The organism is Paenibacillus sp. JL3B1040 (assembly GCF_057063165.1).
Map to the genome: position 1 here is coordinate 1,082,975 of NZ_CM169317.1, position 11,777 is coordinate 1,094,751.

An 11,777-nucleotide genomic window follows, 5' to 3' on the forward strand; every position below is an offset into this window, starting at 1 on the left:
AATCTCTCCTTACGATGATAATCATTCTCAATGAAGGTCAGCTATTATCTTAACCTCATCGTTGGCGGGGAGCAATGGACTTTTTCTAAATTTGAAATGGACGGATTTTGCATGAGGATGAAAATATCGCCTGGAAAGGCTGCGTTTCGGAGTGCTGGACGAATTGGACAAACAGCAATTGATCCACCAAAGAAGCCATCGTGCGAAATCTGTACTTATCAGCGACGAGGGATTGGGAAGAGTGATTTTCCGCGTTTGTTTACTCTAACGCTTGCCAGGATGCTTATTTGGACGAAAAAGGGAGAGTTTCATTTCTAACGCTGATCAGCGAGCTTATTGAGGCGAAACCGTCCCTTTTCTGAAGAGAAATCGGGAAATAAGCTTTCTCGTAAGCGTTACCGTTTGCACGTCCCCTTTTCGGCGCAAATAGCGTGGCTGACAAGCGTTAGATTTTCGCATAGTACCAGCTATTGCCTCTGTCACACGCCGATTTCGAGCATGGGCCCTTTTATGGACGGAAAAATGATTAGGATAACATCGTCGAAGCGGTTTGATCGTTCGCAACCCAAAATAGACTGCTCCCCCGGCAAAGGGAAGCGGTCTATTTGGATAAGGATAGCCTTGTTTTAAATATCGCCTCTGTCGTGTGCAGCTTGTATCATTTCCCGGACCGATATCGCTTTTTTGCCGGTCAACAGTTCCACATCATCGGTTTGTACGGCCATATATCCTTCACGCAAAGCTTTTCCTCCAGTAACCATATCATCGCTGCACCAGGGCATGGGGGAATGCTTCATTCCTAAATCGGTGTTGCGCGGCACGCCAAGCTCGTCCCATAGGGTATACATTTCCTCGTCCGTTTTGTCGGTGTATACCAAAGGCCGTCCCGTAATTTCAACGGTCATCCTTACGATATCCTCCGCGGAAAGCAGTTCCGGACCGGTAATGTTATAAGCCGCATTGTCCTTTCCCTTGCCCATCAGCAAGGCGACAGCGGCATGGGCGCAGTCGTCTTTCGCGACAAAAGCGCATTTTCCCTTTCCGTAGTTAAAAATCCATTGTCCTTGCTTCAACGATTCGGGCAAGCCGTAGATGAGCAGTGAATCAAAGTACTGGCTGTCCCGCATAAAATTGTAGGTCAGACCGGATTGCCGGATATATTTCTCAGTTATGCGATGATCGACTACCACCAGTGCCGGATTGTCATCCTCACCCGCACCCAGGAATGAAGTATAGACGACTTTCTCAACCCCTGCCGCTACAGCCGCGTCGATGGCATTCTTGTGCATTTGCACCCGTTGTTCGCCAATGATCGGCATGGAGACCAGGAACAACTGGCGGCCGCCCTTGAAGGCGTCCTTTAAGGAGTCTACCCGGGTAAAATCCGCTTTTCTTACCTCTATACCGAGCGCTTGGTAATCCTTAAGCCGTTCCGGGAAGGGACTGGTCAATATCAATTGGTCGGGCGGGAGCAATTTGGCGATTTCTTTTGCCACCCTGCTGCCAAATTCGCCGTCCGCACCGGAAATGATCGTTTTTCCTGCATTCACTGTCATTTACAACGCTCCTTTGAACATAATCATCCACTGAAAAAAAGTAATTTTTTTCACAATCAAAGTAGGTGGACGTTTAAGTTCATTATAGAACGCTATAAAAGAAGCGGGCCAACATCGATTTTCAATGGCCCATAAGTTAAGCTTAATATCCCGTTAGATTGAGGATTGGGAGACAGGCCCGGCTTCAGCCGCGATTAACAGAAACTCATGGGCCAGCGGATTAGTGACTTGCTCCAGACATCCGGCAACTATCAGAAACTGATGAGGGGAATTGGCGATCGTCAAATATTCGATCCGGCTATCCTCGGCAAACCGGCCGACGTTGGGAAAAAAGGCAACCCCTCGATTCAGCTCGACCATTAGAATTAAGGTCTCCAGGCTGGAAATCCGCTCCAGAACTTCCGGCTCAAATCCGTCCTTGCGGCAATTTTCAATCATCCCATGTAAAGCGACAGAAGCGGAGTCCTCACATAAAAACAGGAACTTCTCCTCCCTGAGCTCCTTGGCTTCAATGGTGCCCCGGCCGGCTTTGGGGTGGTCTTTGCTGACGCCAAGCAGCATGCTGCCTGCAAAAACCGGGTACTGTCTAATCCTGGACTTCTGCCTGTCAAACGCGCAATTCATGCTGAAGGCAATGTCGCAGACCCCGCTTATCAAAGCATCGGCCAGTTCTTCAAGCGTCTTCTTGATAAACACGACCTGCACATCCGGGTGGGATGTCTGAAATCGCAAAGTAATTTCCGAAATCAGTTGAATTTCAAATAAGCTGGAGTATCCAATCGTAATTACTGGCTTCTCCTGATCCTTCCAGCGAGCTTTGGACACCGCCCGGGAATAGTGTTCCAGCAAGATTTTCACTTCCCGATAAAAAACCGCTCCTGCAGGAGTCAGGGTAATCGGCGTGGGGGTGCGGTCAAACAACCGGACGCCCAACTCCCGCTCCAAGGAAGCAATTTGCTGGCTGATCGCGGTTTGGGATATATGAAGTTTTTGGGCTGCTTTCGTAAAACTGGACAACTCCGAAACGGTTGCAAAATACTCCAACTTGGAAATGTTCATGCGTACCTCGACTTTCTTGTGCATGATAGATTCTCCATCTCTCGTTTCCTTTTATTAAGGATAACATAGGAGCTAGTCGAATAAAGTGAATCGATTCACAATTCCGGGCTGTCATTATTCCCCAAACCGTTTCTTTGCCTGCTTTGCTCTTTAGCATTTCTTAAACATTTTAAAAGCATTTCATAAACAAGCTCAAGTTAAGGTAGAGGCATGCCATTTAATTAGAGATAGGAGAGGAGATTTACATTGATGAAAGAGACGATTTATTTGCTGACGGGTGCCGCCGGATTTCTGGGCAACAACATTTCCCACAAGCTGGTTTCCGAAGGAAAAAAAGTGCGTGCGCTGGTATTGAACGGCGATCCTGCGGTAAAATACGTGCCGAGTGAGGCGGAAGTTGTGTTTGGCGATCTGACGGATAGGAGTTCGCTGGAAGCTTTCTTCGATGTGCCCCGGGACCACGAAGTCATCGTGATTCACTGTGCCAGTCTCGTGACGACGTCTCCCGAGCCCAACCCTAAAGTGTACGACGTTAATGTAACGGGGACCCAAAATATCGTAGATTTGTGCGTGGCCAAGCAGGTGAAAAAGTTGGTGCATGTCAGTTCCACCGGGGCCATTCTGGAAGAACCGCATGGACAAGTGATCCGGGAGCCGGAACAATTTTACCCGGATCGGGTAGTCGGCTATTATGCAAAAACCAAAGCGATCGCCACGCAATATGTTCTTGAGGCGGTGCGGAACAAAGGCCTGGATGCTTCGATTGTTTATCCTTCGGGGATAGCCGGACCGAATGACAGTGCCTTTGGTCCATTGGCGAGTTTTGTGATTCGCTATTGCCGGGGAGAAATTCGTGTGGGGGTTGAAGGCTCCTTCAATGCGGTGGATGTTCGGGATCTCGCGGACGGCATTATGGCTTGCACGGAGCAAGGACGGAAGGGAGAAGGGTACATTTTAAGCAATGAGATGGTGCCGATGCGGAAGATGTTTGATCTGATCAGCGAAGCCAGCGGCGCCAAACGGGTCGAAGCTATTCTGACGCCGGAGCAGATGCAGGCCATGTCGCAGGGAAGTATGATCGAATCCGAAGGCGGGTCCAATTTGGAGGCCTTGAAATTTGAAATTTATAACTTAACCCGGAACAACCAGTTCTCATCCGAGAAAGCGGAGAACGAGCTCGGCTTCCGCACGCGACCGTTCGAAGACACGATTGCGGACACGGTAGCCTGGCTCCGCAGCGAGGGGGTCCTTTAGCCTTTACTCCAATCCATCCCTTTATAAGGAGCAGAGAGTATGCGAAAGGTTTGTGTCATTACCGGCGGCGGTAGTGGAATAGGGCTTTCAACAGCTAAAGTCATAGGCAAAGAACATGATGTCATCATCGTTGGCAGAACTGCGAAGAAACTCGAAAACGCCTTGAATGAGTTAAGAACCGCCGGGGTAACAGCGGAAGCTTTGGCGTGTGATATTTCCGATCGTTCTTCGGTTGAACGCATGGCGGTTCTTGCCAAGTCACGGGGGAGCATTGCCGCCGTGATCCATGCCGCCGGGATGTCCCCTCACATGGGTGACGGTAAAACCATCATGGAAGTGAATGCTTTAGGCACTATCAATGTGAATGAATCCTTTTATGATGTCATGGAAGAGGGCTCCTGCATTGTCGACGTTTCATCGATGTCCGCTTACCTCACCCCCGGCTTTATCTTGCCAAAGAGCAAATATAAATACAGTCGTACCAATAAAGCGCTTTTTATGAAAAAAATGATGGCGAGGGTGCATCTTTTTCCCAAGCGTCTTAGATCAAGCGTTGCCTACGGTATTTCCAAGCACTTTGTTATCTGGTACGCCAAAACGGATGCAGCGAAATTCGGTCGAAAAGGGATTCGGGTTATTTCCATATCGCCGGGTTCATTCGAGACCCCGATGGGGGAATTGGAAAAGGACGAAGCCCACGAATGTTTGAAGCATTCCGCAATCCCAAGGTTTGGCCGGGTAGAAGAGATCGCCGAACTCATTGCGTTCTGCGCAAGCGATAAAGCGAGCTATTTGACCGGGACCGACATCCTTTGCGATGGCGGATGTGTGGCATCCGGGTATAACCCTCTCAAGAGATAAATATTATTTGCCATAATCCCTCAATCCTTGCACTGTGGAGGTACATATGAAATTCAACTTGATCAAATGGAAGCTGGTATTGGCCGTGATCCCCCATCAAGGATTTAGCCGGTTCAGCTTTGCGTAATACCTCCAAAGGGTGTGAGCGGTGCAGAAATCAAAAACGCCTGGAATATGAAAGATCATTCCAGGCGTTTTTTGCAGCCTCTTATTGCGCTTTAACGAATTCCGCCGTTTTTTTGACGCCGCCATGGTGTAGTGGATACCGGGGGGCGATTTTGATGGCGTAATACGGCGCGCCGGACAGGTCGTTATCCATCCTCTTAAATTCATCTCATTTAAAATACCTTGGATAACGCCAATTTATGTGATTAATTTCACAATATATTCATAGTAGTGTAAGCGAACGGGGGCAACTGCCTCCGGAATGGGGTCCAAGGGCAGTTGTCGCGGCAGCCGGGCTTCATGTTATCCTTTTTCGATCAGCTCCAGCTTTTCAAGTATTCTGATGGTCGTCATCGCCGATAACCGGACAGCCAGCTCTACGTTGGGTTTGGAAATGCCTTCGCTTTCCAAAGCTTCGCTGCTGGTCGAGTATAGTTCGTCTATTACTTCGTCTACCAGCTTATGTACGATCGCTTTATCCATCAATTTCACCCCCTTTCATCGAATGATATCTGAGCAATTCCCTAATAAATTCGACAAGAAGAGCTTTTTTTCCTTTTGATTCCGCAAAAAAACGCGATAAGTTCTCCAGGAACCGAATAATGATAGATCGCCTGGAATCAAGCGGCGCGTCTGGCCCTTTGCAGCTTTTTCAAAATAAATGACATGAACCCCGTTTTTTAGTCTATAATTGAAATATAGGTACATCCTTAGGGTGATAAATAACAAAACGGCGGATTTCAACAAACACCGTTTCACTCAGCTAGAGTGGGCGGTGTTTTATTTTTAGGTTAAGTTGGAGGTTTCCCAAAAAAGCTTAAAGGAGGATGTCTCATGTTTGCGGTTAATGAATACGTCATCTATGGAAGCAACGGGGTATGCCAAGTTAAAGACATTTGCACGCCGCCAGGGGTAGAGGGGAATCGAAAGTATTATTTACTTAATCCCGTCTATCTAAAAGGCACTACGATTTATACGCCGGTCGACAATATTAAAGTGATTATGCGCAGCATCATCTCCAGGGAAGAATCGGAGCGCCTGATCCTCCGGATTCCTAGCATTGGCACGACCTGGATCAGCAACGATAAGGCACGAGAAGCTAGCTGCAAGCAAGCGATCGGCACCTGCGATTACGTGGAGTGGGTCAAGGTCATAAAGACGATGCTGCACAAAAAAAGAGAGCAGCTTAGTTTAGGTAAAAAACTGCGGCAGGTGGATGAACGCCTTTTGAGCTCGGCCGCCGAGAACCTGCACGGCGAATTGGCCATCGCTTTAGACATTCCCAAAGAAGAAGTCGAAGACTATATTGCGAGCCGGATCGGGCAAATGGAGAACGCGAATGAGTCAGCGGACAGTCAAACGCAAGGTTTTTAAAAGCCAGTAACAGTATCCATAATAAGGATGCATAGATATTGAGCAAAATTTACCAGGGGGGATTTGCCGCATGAACCTATAAAAAGCCCCGAATCCTTTAGGATCCGGGGTTCTTCGGTTCTGCTTAAACGGCTTCCATCTTTTGTGCCGTGTACAGCCGGTAGTACAGGCCGCGTTTGGCCATCAACTCGTCATGCGAGCCGGACTCCGCGATCCCCTTGTCAGAGACATACATGATGCGGTCGCAGTTCTTCACCGTCGACAGCCGGTGCGCGATGATGAAGGAGGTACGGCCCTTCAGCAGCTCGTTTAAGCCTTGTTGGAGCAGGCGCTCCGTCTTGGCGTCGATCGAGGAGGTCGCTTCGTCCAGGATCAGAATTCGCGGATCGGCAAGCAGGGTCCGGGCGAACGAGATGAGCTGCCGCTGGCCTTGGGACAGCTTCGAACCGCGTTCGTTAACCTCGGTTTGGTAGCCTTGCTCGAACTCGCGAATGAATTCGTCGGCGCAGACCGTTTTGGCCGCGGCGATGATTTCCTCTTCCGTGGCGTCCAGCTTGCCGTAGCGGATATTATCCATAATTGTACCGGAGAAAATAAAGCTGTCTTGCAGCATAATTCCCATCTGGCTGCGCAGCGACTTCAGCGTCACCTGCGAGATGTCGTGACCATCGATCAGAATCTCGCCGTCGGTCAAGTTGTAGAAGCGCGAGATCAGGTTGACGACCGTGGTTTTGCCCGCGCCCGTCGGCCCGACGAGGGCGATGCTTTCCCCGGCTTTTACCTCGAAGTTCAGATGTTCCAGAATGTTGAGGCCCGGATCGTAGGCAAACGTCACGTCATCGAACTTGACGTTGCCTTTCACCGGCGGCAGCTCCTTCGCATCCGGCACGTCGCTGACCGTCACCGGTTCATCCAGCGTCTCGAAAATCCGCTCAAGATAAGCGACGGCATTAATGAAGTTATTGTACAATTGCGACAAGTTCAGGATCGGCTGCCAGAACCGGGCCGCGTAGCTGCTCATCGCGAGGATGACCCCGAAGGTCACGCCTTCCGGTCCCATCGCAAGCAAGCCGACCAGATAAATCAACGTCGTTACGATCGTCGCCAGGTTGTCGACGGTGAACGGGATGAGGGCGTTGTAGCGCAGCGCCCGCATCCACTCCTTGCGATAGTTGCCGGCCAGACGGGTAAAGATGCCTTCATTATGTTTCTCGCGGGAGAAAATCTGCGTCACGCCGATCCCGCTGATGCTTTCCTGCAAATAAGCGTTCATGTTGGAGCTTTTGTTCGAAACGGCCTGCCATGCCCGGCGCTGCCGGGTCTTGATCAGCAGCATGACGCCGAGGAACACCGGTAACCCGGCCAGCGTGACCAGCGACAACCGGACATCCACCGCGAACATAAACGCGGCGATGAAGATCAGGTTGACGATCTCGAGAATGAAGTTGATGATCCCGTTGGATAAGACATCCGATACGGCGTTGACGTAGTTGACGACGCGGATCAGGATTTTCCCTTGCGGGCGGTCGTCGTAATATTTAAACGGCAGCTCCTGCAAATGCTTGAACAGATCCGTGCGGATATCGAAAATGATATCCTGCCCGACCCGGGTCATGATTCGGGAGCGGATGGTCGCCAGCACGACGCTGGCCACGATCGTGAGCAGCATGAGCGCGGACCACCCGATCAACGCCCCGAAAGCCTTCTCCGGAATCGTCACGTCGACGACGTGTTGAATAATGAGCGGCGCCGACAGCGCGATCGCAGCCGACAAGGCGCTCAGCGCGAACGCGATAAGCATCGGCTTCCGCTGTTTCTTGATGTACACCATGGCGCGTCTGAAATGCTTGATGTCAAAAGGAGACTCCAGGTTCTCGTCGACGTCGAATTTATTCCTGGCCATGAGCGCTCACCATCCTTCCGATCCCTTCGTTCTGAAGCATAAATACCTCGTAATAATAGCCGCGTTTGGCCAGCAATTCGGCATGGGTGCCTTCCTCGATCAAACGGCCGCCATCCAGAATCAGAATGCGGTCGGCTTCGGCCGTCGTGGACACGCGCTGGGCAATGATCAGCTTCGTGCACGGGAAGTCCAGTTCGCGCAAGCTCTTCTGGATATGCTCCTCGGTTTCGAGGTCGACCGCGGACGTGGTGTCGTCGAGAATCAGAATCGGCCGGCGCACCGCCAGAGCCCGGGCCAGCGCAATCCGCTGCTTCTGACCGCCGGACAAGCCGACGCCGCGCTCCCCGACGATGGTGTCATACCCTTCGGGCATTTTCGTAATAAAATCATGCGCCGCGGCCAACTGGGCATATTCGACCGTTTGTTCTTCCGGCAAATCGGGATCGCCGTAAGCGATATTTCCGTCGATCGTGTCGGAGAACAGCAGCACGTCCTGGGTCGCAATGCCGATGTTGCCGCGGAGCTCGTCGAGCTCCAGCTTGCGGACGTCGACGCCGTCAACCAACACTTGCCCGCCGGATACGTCGTAAAAGCGCGGGATCAGGTTCACGAGCGACGTTTTGCCCGAACCCGTCGAGCCCATGATGGCGACGGTTTCCCCGGGGTTAACCGAGAAGCTGATATCATGAAGCACTTCGCTGCCGTCGTATTTGAAGCTGACGTGGTCGAATTCGATCCGTCCTTCGTAACGACGTTTTTCGATTGCCTTGTGCTCATTCACGATGTTGGGCTTAGCGTAATAAATTTCTACGATTTTGCTTAAGCTGGCGAAGAACCGCTGAATATCGTTAATGATAATGCCGATATTGCGCATCGGGTTGGACACCGCCCAGATCAGCGCGGAGAAAGCGGAGAATTCCCCGAAGGTGATCCGATCCTGCATGACGAAATAACCGCCGGCCAGCATCAGGATCACGTTAAACGCCTGGGCGAACGACTCCAGATACGGGAAGTAGTCCAGCCACACGAGCGCGGCTTTTTTGTTGGCTTGGGAGAAGTGGATGTTCTTGTCCGTGAACTTCTCGATCTCGAACTCTTCGCGGGCAAAGGCTTTGACGACGCGGTTCCCCGAGATATTTTCCTGGGTAGTGGTATTCAGTTGAGACAAGCGCTCGCGCAGGTCGATGTACATCGGACGGACCTTTTTCGCGAAAATATACGCCACGACGAAGATCGGCGGCGCCAGAACAAGCAGCCACAACGTCAACACGGCATCAATCGTGAAAAAGTAAGCGACGGCCGCGACGAAGATCGTCACCGATTCGATGATCGTCTTGATGATCCACGCCATCGAGTGGCGCACCATGTCCAAGTCGCCGGTCATCTTGGTCATCAGGTCCCCGGTCCGGTTATGGTCGTAATATTCCATATCCTGGCCCTGGATTTTGTTGTACAGATAGATGCGGACTTTGTACAACGTATTTTGCGAAGCCTGCTCGTATTGCATCGTCGTCAGGTAAGCAAGCCCCGTGCGCAGCAGGGAAAACCCGATCATGCCCAGACAGAGCATGATGAGCAACCCCCGTTCCTGCGTTAAGTTCTGTACCGCATTCTCGCCCGTGATAAACGTGTCGACAATGCGTTGGCCTATGTACGGATTGATAATCATGAGCGAAGAGCCCACGACGGAAAGAACCAACGCCGTAATGTACCTGGCCCGGTTCCCCTCCAAATTCTGCCATAGCCATTTGAGTTCGAACATCTGATCACCTGTTTCTGTTTGTTCTTGCAGTGTAAGCTGCCGGATGGCACTTCCGTTTTCGCAAATCATCGTGATTATACCACAACCACCCAAAGGTAAAACCCGCGTATTCCAGCTTGTTGCCACGTATGTTTGCGTTTTCCGAATGGGATCGCCCCTTTGCTTTTATTTCGGTAAATTATTTAGAATATGAAGTGGATATCTCGGGTTTTGATCGGCGGAAATGAAAAAAAGTGAAAAGAGGGAAAAAGATGGTCGATGGCCTCGTTATTGTTCCGTTCCCCCCGCAGATCGGGAGGAGGCTTGCCGGGTGTTCGAACGAACGATCCCGGAGGCGTTCGCCGGGGAAGAGCTTGGGCATTTAATGGAAGAAAGCCGCGAAGAAATCGATCTCCATTTGCCGGGACATCGGTGCCGTGTTATATTGATATGATCGGTGACCTTACATGTCGGCCGCCGAAATTAGCGATTCCGGCAAGGAGTTATTATGCAATTTAAAGAACTGAACCTGATCCCTTCGATATTAAAAGCTTTGGAACAAGAGAACTATACGGCGCCTACGCCGATTCAACAACAAGCGATTCCGCCCATTCTGAGCGGCAGCGATTTGCTGGGCTGCGCGCAGACCGGCACGGGGAAGACCGCCGCGTTTGCCATACCTACGCTGCAGTTGCTAAGCAAGGCCCCTGCGTCCCGGGCGGGCCGGCGGACGATCCGCGCGCTGGTGATCACGCCAACCCGGGAGCTGGCGCTGCAGATCCACGAGAGCTTTGGCGCCTACGGCAAATATTTGCCGCTGAGAAGCGCCGTCATTTTCGGAGGCGTGTCCCAGAAGCCGCAGGAGGACGCGCTGCAAAAAGGCGTGGACATTCTGGTGGCCACCCCCGGCCGGCTGAATGATCTAATCCAGCAGAAGCTGGTGGATCTGAAGACCGTGGAGCTCCTGATTTTGGACGAGGCCGACCGCATGTTGGATATGGGCTTTATCCATGACGTCAAGAAAATCATCGCCAAGACCCCGTCCCAGCGGCAAACCCTGCTGTTCTCCGCAACCATGCCCGATGCGATCGCGCGGATGGCCGATTCCATCTTGAAAAATCCCGTAAAGGTGGCGATTACGCCGGTATCCTCGACGGTGGATGCCATCGGGCAATACCTGTATTACGTGGACAAGGGCAACAAAAAAGACCTGCTGCTGCACCTCTTGAAGGACGAGTCCATCGATTCCGCCATCGTTTTCACGCGGACCAAGCATGGGGCGGATCGGCTGGTGCGCCATTTGACGAAAGCGCAAATCAGCGCGAAAGCCATTCATGGCGATAAATCGCAAGGCGCCCGGCAAACGGCCCTGCAAAGTTTCAAAAACCGCACCTTGCGCGTATTGGTGGCCACCGATATTGCGGCACGGGGCATCGACATTGACGAGTTGTCGCATGTCATCAATTACGAGCTGCCGAACGTTCCCGAGACGTACGTTCATCGGATCGGACGGACAGGCCGTGCGGGACAAAGCGGCATCGCCATTTCGTTATGCGATTTCGACGAGAAGGAATACGCCGCTGCGATCGAGAAGCTGACCGGCAAGCGGATGAAGGTCGTCCGGGAGCATCCTTATCCGATGCAGCAAACGGCTCCGGCTCCGAAATCGGCTCCGCCGGTGAGGGAATCGCGAAATCGGCCGAAGGCAAAGAAAATATAATTCCTACCGTAGGGTAACGTGAAATTCGACCGGAAGCTGTCATAGGCTTCCGGATTTTTTGCATTTCATAAAAAACGACTCCCATAATTTAGGGAATTACGAGCTTGAGTTTACATAGAGTTAACCGAGGGGGAGGAGGTGACA

11 protein-coding genes and 1 pseudogene are annotated in these 11,777 nt (G+C 51.5%); 6 read left to right on the forward strand and 6 right to left on the reverse strand.

Features of this window, described 5'->3' with window-relative positions:
- Positions 1–30: 30 nt before the first annotated feature.
- A complete protein-coding gene (locus ACZF99_RS04750) occupies positions 31–318 on the forward strand; it encodes a hypothetical protein (protein WP_483609483.1) in 288 nt (95 codons plus the stop codon).
- A 308-nt stretch (positions 319–626) separates the two neighbouring features.
- On the opposite strand, the gene ACZF99_RS04755 is transcribed toward ACZF99_RS04750, so the two are convergent.
- Positions 627–1,556 carry an SDR family oxidoreductase gene (locus ACZF99_RS04755; protein WP_483609485.1) on the reverse strand — a complete coding sequence of 310 codons (930 nt, stop codon included), beginning with the start codon at positions 1,554–1,556 and terminating at the stop codon, positions 627–629.
- Between the two features lie 153 nt (positions 1,557–1,709).
- The gene (locus ACZF99_RS04760) at positions 1,710–2,639 is read right to left on the reverse strand and encodes a LysR family transcriptional regulator (RefSeq protein WP_483609487.1); all 930 of its coding nucleotides are present in this window, start codon (positions 2,637–2,639) and stop codon (positions 1,710–1,712) included.
- Between the two features lie 225 nt (positions 2,640–2,864).
- On the opposite strand from ACZF99_RS04760, the gene ACZF99_RS04765 reads away from it, so the two are divergent.
- Both ACZF99_RS04765 and ACZF99_RS04770 read left to right on the forward strand, forming a co-directional pair.
- The gene (locus ACZF99_RS04765) at positions 2,865–3,869 is read left to right on the forward strand and encodes an NAD-dependent epimerase/dehydratase family protein (RefSeq protein ID WP_483609489.1); all 1,005 of its coding nucleotides are present in this window, start codon (positions 2,865–2,867) and stop codon (positions 3,867–3,869) included.
- 39 nt (positions 3,870–3,908) lie between these two features.
- Entirely contained in the window at positions 3,909–4,730 is an 822-nt protein-coding gene (locus ACZF99_RS04770) for an SDR family NAD(P)-dependent oxidoreductase (protein ID WP_483609491.1), read from the forward strand.
- Between the two features lie 222 nt (positions 4,731–4,952).
- Here the strand turns inward: ACZF99_RS04770 and ACZF99_RS04775 are convergent.
- Together ACZF99_RS04775 and ACZF99_RS04780 are read right to left on the reverse strand one after the other, a co-directional pair.
- Positions 4,953–5,049: pseudogene (locus ACZF99_RS04775) on the reverse strand (hypothetical protein); the annotation flags it as partial.
- A 149-nt stretch (positions 5,050–5,198) separates the two neighbouring features.
- The gene (locus ACZF99_RS04780; protein WP_483609493.1) at positions 5,199–5,378 is read right to left on the reverse strand and encodes a hypothetical protein; all 180 of its coding nucleotides are present in this window, start codon (positions 5,376–5,378) and stop codon (positions 5,199–5,201) included.
- 351 nt (positions 5,379–5,729) lie between these two features.
- On the opposite strand from ACZF99_RS04780, the gene ACZF99_RS04785 reads away from it, so the two are divergent.
- Positions 5,730–6,269 carry a CarD family transcriptional regulator gene (locus ACZF99_RS04785; RefSeq protein WP_483609495.1) on the forward strand — a complete coding sequence of 180 codons (540 nt, stop codon included), beginning with the start codon at positions 5,730–5,732 and terminating at the stop codon, positions 6,267–6,269.
- Between the two features lie 124 nt (positions 6,270–6,393).
- Here the strand turns inward: ACZF99_RS04785 and ACZF99_RS04790 are convergent, their stop codons facing one another.
- Entirely contained in the window at positions 6,394–8,172 is a 1,779-nt protein-coding gene (locus ACZF99_RS04790; RefSeq protein ID WP_483609497.1) for an ABC transporter ATP-binding protein, read from the reverse strand.
- Entirely contained in the window at positions 8,159–9,934 is a 1,776-nt protein-coding gene (locus ACZF99_RS04795; RefSeq protein WP_483609499.1) for an ABC transporter ATP-binding protein, read from the reverse strand. Before ACZF99_RS04795 ends, ACZF99_RS04790 begins: the two co-directional genes overlap by 14 nt.
- A 310-nt stretch (positions 9,935–10,244) precedes the next feature.
- On the opposite strand from ACZF99_RS04795, the gene ACZF99_RS04800 reads away from it, so the two are divergent.
- Positions 10,245–10,367 (forward strand): hypothetical protein, encoded by a 123-nt coding sequence (locus ACZF99_RS04800; protein ID WP_483609501.1) that lies wholly within the window; start codon positions 10,245–10,247, stop codon positions 10,365–10,367.
- 54 nt (positions 10,368–10,421) lie between these two features.
- Positions 10,422–11,633, forward strand: a complete 1,212-nt coding sequence (locus ACZF99_RS04805) for a DEAD/DEAH box helicase (RefSeq protein ID WP_483609503.1) — start codon at positions 10,422–10,424, stop codon at positions 11,631–11,633.
- Positions 11,634–11,777: the final 144 nt, after the last annotated feature.